The 7,266-nt window shown below is 62.4% G+C and carries 7 protein-coding genes; 5 read left to right on the forward strand and 2 right to left on the reverse strand.

Translation table 11 applies throughout. The features are described from left to right. The 4 genes from EOA22_RS39565 to EOA22_RS19430 all read left to right on the forward strand — a co-directional run. Nucleotides 1-1,846 (forward strand): DUF2817 domain-containing protein (locus EOA22_RS39565; protein ID WP_127390149.1); only part of this gene is annotated, 1,846 nt, incomplete at its 5' end. A 71-nt stretch (nucleotides 1,847-1,917) separates the two neighbouring features. Further along, a complete protein-coding gene (locus tag EOA22_RS19420) occupies nucleotides 1,918-2,715 on the forward strand; it encodes a transporter substrate-binding domain-containing protein (RefSeq protein WP_063168718.1) in 798 nt (265 codons plus the stop codon). 77 nt (nucleotides 2,716-2,792) lie between these two features. Continuing rightward, nucleotides 2,793-3,500: an ABC transporter permease subunit gene (locus tag EOA22_RS19425; RefSeq protein ID WP_063168719.1), complete on the forward strand. Its 708-nt coding sequence runs from the start codon at nucleotides 2,793-2,795 to the stop codon at nucleotides 3,498-3,500. Between the two features lie 5 nt (nucleotides 3,501-3,505). Further along, nucleotides 3,506-4,237: an ABC transporter permease gene (locus EOA22_RS19430; protein WP_063170307.1), complete on the forward strand. Its 732-nt coding sequence runs from the start codon at nucleotides 3,506-3,508 to the stop codon at nucleotides 4,235-4,237. A gap of 116 nt (nucleotides 4,238-4,353) precedes the next feature. Here EOA22_RS19430 and EOA22_RS19435 read toward each other — a convergent pair whose 3' ends face one another. Next, nucleotides 4,354-5,571, reverse strand: coding sequence for an FAD-dependent oxidoreductase (locus EOA22_RS19435; RefSeq protein ID WP_024503251.1), 1,218 nt, complete (start codon nucleotides 5,569-5,571; stop codon nucleotides 4,354-4,356). Between the two features lie 15 nt (nucleotides 5,572-5,586). Continuing rightward, on the reverse strand, nucleotides 5,587-6,351 hold the full coding sequence (locus EOA22_RS19440; protein ID WP_063168720.1) for an HpcH/HpaI aldolase/citrate lyase family protein: 765 nt from the start codon (nucleotides 6,349-6,351) through the stop codon (nucleotides 5,587-5,589). Nucleotides 6,352-6,469: 118 nt separating this feature from the next. On the opposite strand from EOA22_RS19440, the gene EOA22_RS19445 reads away from it, so the two are divergent. Then, nucleotides 6,470-7,266: 2-hydroxy-3-oxopropionate reductase (locus tag EOA22_RS19445; RefSeq protein ID WP_127390150.1), on the forward strand; the 797-nt coding region annotated here is incomplete at its 3' end.

Here is a 7,266-nt window from a genome sequence, read left to right on the forward strand (position 1 = left end):
CGGCCCGGATGGCGAGACGCTGGCGACGGATGTGGCGCTGCTTGGCCGCCGCGATGCGCGCAAGCTGATCGTGCTCATCTCCGGTACGCATGGTGTCGAGGGCCCGTTCGGCTCGACTTGCCAGACCGCGTGGCTCGGCCAGAAGCACCTGCGGCGCCTGCCCGGCGACACAGCCATCCTTGCCATTCACCTCATCAATCCCTGGGGTACGGCTTGGTCGCGGCGCGTCAACGAGGACAATGTCGACCTCAACCGCAACTTCATCGACTGGTCTTCAAGTGCTCCCGTCAACAACGGTTATGCCGGCCTGCACGACGCCATGGCGTATCGCGAGTGGGAGGGACCGGACCGCATAGCGGCCGACGAGAAGCTCGCCGTGGCGCGCAAAAGGCTTGGGCATGCCGGGCTGGCGGCGATCGTCGAAGCCGGCCAGTATGAGTTCGCCGACGGCATGTTCTACGGCGGTGGCGGCCCGGTCTGGTCGAACCGCACCTTGAACGAAATTCTGAAGACCTTTGCCGGCGCGGCGCGCCAGGCCATCGTCTTCGACCTGCATACCGGCGCCGGGCCTTACGGTTATCCGGCTCTGCTTTCTGTGGCGAGTTCCGAGCATGACGGCCTTGCCTGGGGCAAATCCATCTTCGGGCCGGCGCTGGCGACAGTCCTGACAGGCCAGGGCGCCAAGACCGATACCGGCATCACGGCAACGGCGACCGGCTATGTCTCCGATGCCGTCCGCAAGGCAATGCCGAACGCGCGCGTGCTGCCGCTTGTCGTTGAATGCGGCACGTTGGACGGGCCGGCTGTCATGGAAGCGGTCCAGGCCGACAACTGGCTGCATCTGTTCGGCAAGCTCGATTCGCCGTTGGGCAAGCGGATCCGCGACACTCTGCGTTGCGCCTTCATCCCGGATGACCCAGACTGGCAACGCACCTGCCTGTCCAGCAGCCTGCGCTATTTCGATCGTGCGCTGGCGGACCTGCGAACCGTCGAGATAACCCAGGACACCAGCAGCGAACAGACGCCGCCAACCCTTCCTGCCGTCGCGGCCGATCCGGCGCCCGCTGACAAGGCAAAGATCACCACGCCGGCCGTGCAGATCGACGAGCTTCACAAGAGCTTCGGCTCGCTTTTGGTGTTGAAGGGCGTCAATCTCACCGCCCATGCCGGTGAGGTCATTTCCATGATCGGCTCGTCGGGCTCGGGCAAGAGCACGTTCCTGCGTTGCATCAATCTTCTGGAGCAGCCGGATGGCGGCAAGGTCGCCATCGATGGCGAGGTGATCAAGATGAAGCCGCTGTCGAGCGGCCGTCTTGGGCCAGCCGATATGGCGCAGGTCGAACGCATCCGCGCCCGCGTCGGCATGGTGTTCCAGAACTTCAATCTGTGGCCGCACATGACTGTGGCGGAGAACATCATCGAAGCGCCCCGGCACGTCTTGAAGGAGCCCCGCGAGAAGGCCATCCAACATGCGCACGCTTTGTTGAAGAAGGTCGGGCTCGCCGACAAGCACGCTCATTATCCGGGCCAGTTATCAGGCGGCCAGCAGCAACGCGCCGCGATCGCCCGAACGCTCGCGATGCGTCCCAAAGTCATCCTCTTCGACGAACCGACATCGGCGCTCGATCCCGAGTTGGTCGGCGAGGTGCTGCGCGTGATCCGTCAACTGGCGGAGGAAGGCAACACCATGATCCTCGTAACGCACGAGATGCAGTTCGCGCGCGAGGTCTCCCACAAGGTTCTGTTTCTCCACCAGGGAAAGGTGGAGGAAGAGGGTGCGCCCGCGGAGCTGTTCGGCAGCCCGCGCTCGGAGCGTCTGCGCCAATTCCTGGCTCGGACACTGTGAGGGAAGCATTCTCGAAGCGTCCGGTTCGCACCGGACAACGGCAATGAAGACCAACAACAAGGGGAACTGATATGAAACTGAAAGTCTTGACGCTGCTCGCATGTCTCGCGGGAAGCATGGGAAGCGCATTGGCGGCCGAAGGCGAGTTGTCCATCGGAACGGAAGGCGCCTACCCGCCATGGAGCATGTCCGACGCCAATGGCAACGTCACCGGTTTCGACGCCGATGTCGGCGCGTTGCTGTGCACCAAACTCGCGGTGACCTGCCATTTTGTCGTGCAGGCGTTCGACGGGTTGATCCCGGCGCTGAAGGCCAAGCGCTTCGACGTCATCATCTCGGGCATGTCGATCACCGCCGATCGCAAGAAGGAGATCAATTTCAGCGTCGGCTATGCCGAACTGGCCAACATGTTCGTCGCGGCCAAGGGGTCTGATCTGGCCGCGATCACCGACGTCGACACGCTGCTGAAGTCGCTCGACGGCAAGAAGGTCGGCGTGCAGGCTGGCACGACCCACGCGCATTTCCTCGAGAAGCGTGCACCGAATGCCGACCTGAAAACCTACGACACGCTTGACCAGATGCAGATCGACCTGGCGAGCGGCCGTATCGACACGGCTTTCGCCGATCAATCCGCCTTGCAGGATTTTCTGGACAAGCCTGACGGCAAGAACTTCCAACTGGTCGGTGTTGAGATCAAGAGCACATACGACCCGACGCTTGGCGAAGGCATCGGCGTCGGCATCGCGCAGGACAACACCGAACTCAAGGTCAAGATCGACAAGGCGCTTTGCGAGCTGATCGCGGACGGCTCGGTCGGCAAGGCAAGCGAGAAATGGTTCAAGACGGACATTTCCCGGCCCTGCAAATAACGCCTTGGAACCCTCGCATGCGCCCGGAGCTCCGGGCGCATGCACTTCATTGGCACGACAAGACTAGGGCAACTCAGATGGAATTCGGTCTCTGGCAGGTTTGGGAAGCGGGTTGGGTGACCGCCATCCTGCGTGGCGCGTCGATAACGATCCTGGTGGGTCTCGTCAGCATGGCGGCCGGGCTGGTGATCGGCATTGTCTGCGGCTTGATCAAATGGGCCCGGATATTTCCGCTCTCGCTGCTCGTTGATGCCTATACCTCGCTGGTGCGCGGCGTGCCCGAGCTGCTCATCATCTACCTCCTGTTTTTCAGTTCGGTTGAATTCGTGACCAAGGTCGTGACCGCTTTCGGCTATGCCGGGGTCGCGGAGAGCGGCTATGCGTTCGTCATCGCGGTCATCGCCATCGGCGCGATCTCCGGCGCCTATTCGACCGAGGTCGTGCGCGGGGCCCTGGGCGCGATCCCCAATGGGCATATCGAGGCCGCGCGCGCGCTCGGGCTATCGGGCGGCCGGATCTTTCGCCGCATCATCGCGCCGCAGATGCTGCGCATCGCGGTTCCCGGAATCAACAACGTCTGGCAGACCACGATCAAGGACACGGCCCTGGTCTCGGTGGTCGGCCTTCAGGAGCTGATGCGCATTTCTTTCATTGGCGCCAATTCCACCCGCCACCCGTTCATCTTCTACCTGATCGCGGCTGTGGTTTATCTGGCCATTACGCTCGTCAGCCAGGCCGGGTTCGACGGCATCGAACGCCTGCTCAGGGTGAGGACGAGAAAGTAGTTATGATGGATCTCATCCAGCTAGCGGTTCCCGTCCTGCTCAAGGGCCTGTGGGTCACAGCGGCACTAACGTTCGTCTCGGTGCTGATCGGCTTCAATCTGGGCCTCGGTTTGGCGCTGATGCGACTGTCGTCGAACCGCTTCCTGTCAGGCTTTGCCAAATATTATTCCAATGTCTTTCGCGGGACGCCACTGCTGGTGCAGATTTTCCTGTTCTATTACGGGCTTGGCCAACTTTCCTCGATCAAGGACAACGCAGCTTTGTGGTGGTTGATCAGCGACGGCGCGCGCTGCGCCGTGCTGGCGCTTGCGCTGAACACGGCTGCCTACACGTCGGAGATCCTGCGCGGCGGATTGATGTCGGTTCCGGTTGGCCTCGTCGAAGCGGCGCAGGCATGCGGCATGTCGCGCATGCTGCGGTTCCGGCGCATCGAGTTTCCGCTCGCCATCCGCCAGGCGCTGCCGGCCTATGGCAATGAGCTCATCCTGGTCGTCAAGGGGACCAGCCTTGCCTCGACGATCACGGTGCTCGAGATCACCGGCTACGCCAAGCGGCTGATGAGCCAGACCTTCGCAATCTTCGAGATCTTCGCCATTGCCGGCGTGCTCTACCTTGTGATCAATCTGCTGTTGATCGCCATCATCCGCGCCATAGAGCGTTTCCTCATGCGCCACGAGGCCTCCTCTGGCCGAGATCTGGCAGCGCCGCAACCAAATCGATCGACCGTGGGTTCGTGACGCCCCTGCTAAGATAGAGCGATCCGAGCGAGTAGTTTTCACGACGTCTCTGACTAAAATGCAATTTCATTGGACGCTGAATGCCCGAGATAAAATGGGTGACCGATCGTCTCGCTTTAGATCACTGCTTCCTCGAGAAACGGCTCGTTGCGATCTATGCGCTCGTAACAGAACGGCGAAAGATCGAGCGTCTGGAAAGCCCCGTGAACGATAAGTTCTGAAACGGCGCGGCCCACGGCTGGCGACTGTTGCAGCCCGTGCCCCGAGAAGCCGTTGGCAAACATGAAATTGGTCACCTGCGGGTGGAAGCCGACGATGCCGTTGTGGTCGAGCATGTTGTACTCGTAGTGGCCGGTCCAACTGGTCTGGACCTTGAGTGCGTCGAAAGACGGAATGCGGTGCCAGAGTGCCGGCCAGATGTAGTCGTCGAACTCTTCATGGTGCATTTCAAAGTCGTCGTAGCCGGCCGGTCCGTCGCCTTGCGGCGTGTTGCCGGTGAGAAAAAGCTCGCCTTCGGGACGCACGAATGTTCCGGAAAGGTCGATGACATTGGGCATCCGGCCGGGGATCGGGTTGGCGCTGGCGAAGACGAAGCTGTAGCGCTTGTAGGGCGCGACCGGGATCGACAGGCCGGCCATGGCGGCCACCTGCTGAGCGCGCGGGCCCGCGGCGTTGACCAATGTTCCGCAGGCAACCGTCTGTCCGGTCGCGAGGCGCACCGAGATGACCCGCCCATCGGCGATGTCCAGCCCTGTCACGGCATTGTCAATATACTCGACGCCGCTGGCGCGGGCTGCGCGGCGGAAACCGTTCATCAGCCCCACGGAATCGAACCAGCCCTCTTCCCTGGCCCCCCAGGAACCGCCACCGAGATCCTCCACATTGAGCCAGGGGAAGCGATCCTTCAGCGGGCCCGGCTCAAGAAACACCGTGTGGGCCCCAAAACTGCGTTGCAGATCGACGCGCTCGCGGGCCGCTTTGACGCCGTCGGGTGAACAGCAGTAAAGATACCCATGCTCCTTGAAGCCGAGGTCGGGCGCCGGTTCGTCCTTGTAGAAAGGTGCCATACGCTCCTGAAATCCGCGGATGACCTCGATGCCGAACTGGCTGATCTTCACATTGATCGGATTGGAATATTGCTGCCGGATCGCACTGGTGGAGAGCGCCGTCGACGAGAATTCGTAGCTCGAGTCGCGTTCGACCACGAGGATCGAGGCGCCGCTGCCCAGCGCCTGGCTCAGCCAGTAGGCCGTGGACGAACCGATGACGGCGCCGCCGACGATGACGATGTCGTAGGCGGTGCGTGACGGCGCTTTGTACCGGGGGATCGGCATGGCTGTATCTCCGGTCTACTGAGTGAACGAAGCGACCAAGGCATCCGAGCCCCGCGCCAGCAGGCCGAGGTCGGAACCAACGGCAACCATGGTGAAGCCGTCGGCGAGGTAGCGGTCGGCATCGGTCTTTGCGGGAGCCAGGATCCCGCTGGCCTTGCCTGCCGCCGTTGCCGCCTTGCGCACCGAGGCGATCGCTTCTTGAACGTGTGCGGCCCCGGGATTGCCCATCGCACCCATATTGGTGGAAAGGTCGCCGGGTCCGACGAAGAGAACGTCGACGCCGTCCACTGCCGCAATTTCCGCGGCATTGGCGACGCCTAATTCATCCTCGATCTGTACGGCGAGAAGCTGCTGCTCACGCGCCTTGGCGTGGTAACCGGCGATGCGACCGAAGCCGTTGGCACGGTGACCGACCGAGAAGCCGCGAAATCCACCAGGCGCATATGTCATAGCCGCGACAATGGCGCGGGCCTGATCGGCCGTCCGCACATTGGGGATCATCAGGCTGCGCGCACCGATATCCAGGGCCTGCTTGATCAGATTGGGATCGTCGGAAGGCAGCCTGACGACGGCCTCGCTGTCGAAGCCGCCCATGACCTGCAACTGGGCCATGATGCTGCGCAGATGATTGGGGCTATGCTCGCCATCGATCAGCAGCCAGCCGGCGCCGGAGCCCGCGACAATTTCCGTCGTCAGGGCCGAAGCCAGCGAGCACCAGATGCCGATATGGGTCCGGCCGGCCGACACGGCAGCCTTCAGCGTGTTGAGGCGCTCTTGCATTTTGCGGTCGGTCTCCGATGAGCGAAAGGACGTTGAAATTTGTATGATGTCCTATATCATACGGCAATAATTTGCTGCAAGATGCAATACGCACCAACCTTCGTACAGGGGTTCAAGAATGAAGATCGGGTTCATCGGGCTCGGTGTGATGGGAGCACCGATGGCGCACCATCTCGTCGACGCGGGACATGAGATCTTCACGGTCCTGAACCGCTCCCCTCTGCCGAAGGACCTTAGGGCATCGGTCGTCGCCTCTCCTGGCGATGTGGCGCGGATGTCCGAGATCATCGTGACCATGCTGCCCGACACGCCAGATGTGGAGCGTGTCCTGCTTGGAGGAAACGGCGTCCTGGAGGGGCTGTCGGCCGATAAGCTGGTCATCGACATGAGCTCGATCAGCCCTATCGCCACTGCGGAATTCGCAGCGAAACTGCGGCAAGCGGGAGCCGGCTACCTCGACGCCCCGGTCTCGGGCGGTGAGGTCGGCGCCAAGGCGGCGAGCCTCACCATCATGGTCGGCGGGCCGACCGCAGAGTTCGAGCGCGCGCTGCCGATCTTTCGGACGCTGGGCAAGAACATCACCTTGATCGGCGAGCACAATGGCGCCGGCCAGACCTGCAAGATCGCAAATCAGATCATCGTCGCGCTCAACATAGAGGCCGTGGCGGAAGCGCTCGTCTTTGCCAGCAAGGCCGGTTGCGACGCGGCAAAGGTGCGCGCCGCGCTGATGGGCGGCTTTGCCTCGTCCCGCGTGCTGGAGGTGCATGGCGAGCGCATGATCGCCCGGACCTTCGCCCCGGGCTTTCGCATGCGGCTTCACCAGAAGGATCTCAACCTCGCGCTCGAAAGCGCCCGCGCGCTTGGCGTCTCGCTGCCGAACACCGCGATGGCGCAACAACTGATGAGCGCCTGCTC

It is taken from the genome of Mesorhizobium sp. M7A.F.Ca.US.014.04.1.1 (genome assembly GCF_003998745.1).
GTDB classification, from domain to species: Bacteria; Pseudomonadota; Alphaproteobacteria; order Rhizobiales; family Rhizobiaceae; genus Mesorhizobium; species Mesorhizobium ciceri.

Coding starts and splice junctions, on each gene's coding strand:
- EOA22_RS19420 (WP_063168718.1), top strand. CDS start 1,918: ATGAAACTGAAAGTCTTGACGCTGCTCGCATGTCTCGCGGGAAGCATG.
- EOA22_RS19425 (WP_063168719.1), top strand. CDS start 2,793: ATGGAATTCGGTCTCTGGCAGGTTTGGGAAGCGGGTTGGGTGACCGCC.
- EOA22_RS19430 (WP_063170307.1), top strand. CDS start 3,506: ATGGATCTCATCCAGCTAGCGGTTCCCGTCCTGCTCAAGGGCCTGTGG.
- EOA22_RS19435 (WP_024503251.1), bottom strand. CDS start 5,571: ATGCCGATCCCCCGGTACAAAGCGCCGTCACGCACCGCCTACGACATC.
- EOA22_RS19440 (WP_063168720.1), bottom strand. CDS start 6,351: ATGCAAGAGCGCCTCAACACGCTGAAGGCTGCCGTGTCGGCCGGCCGG.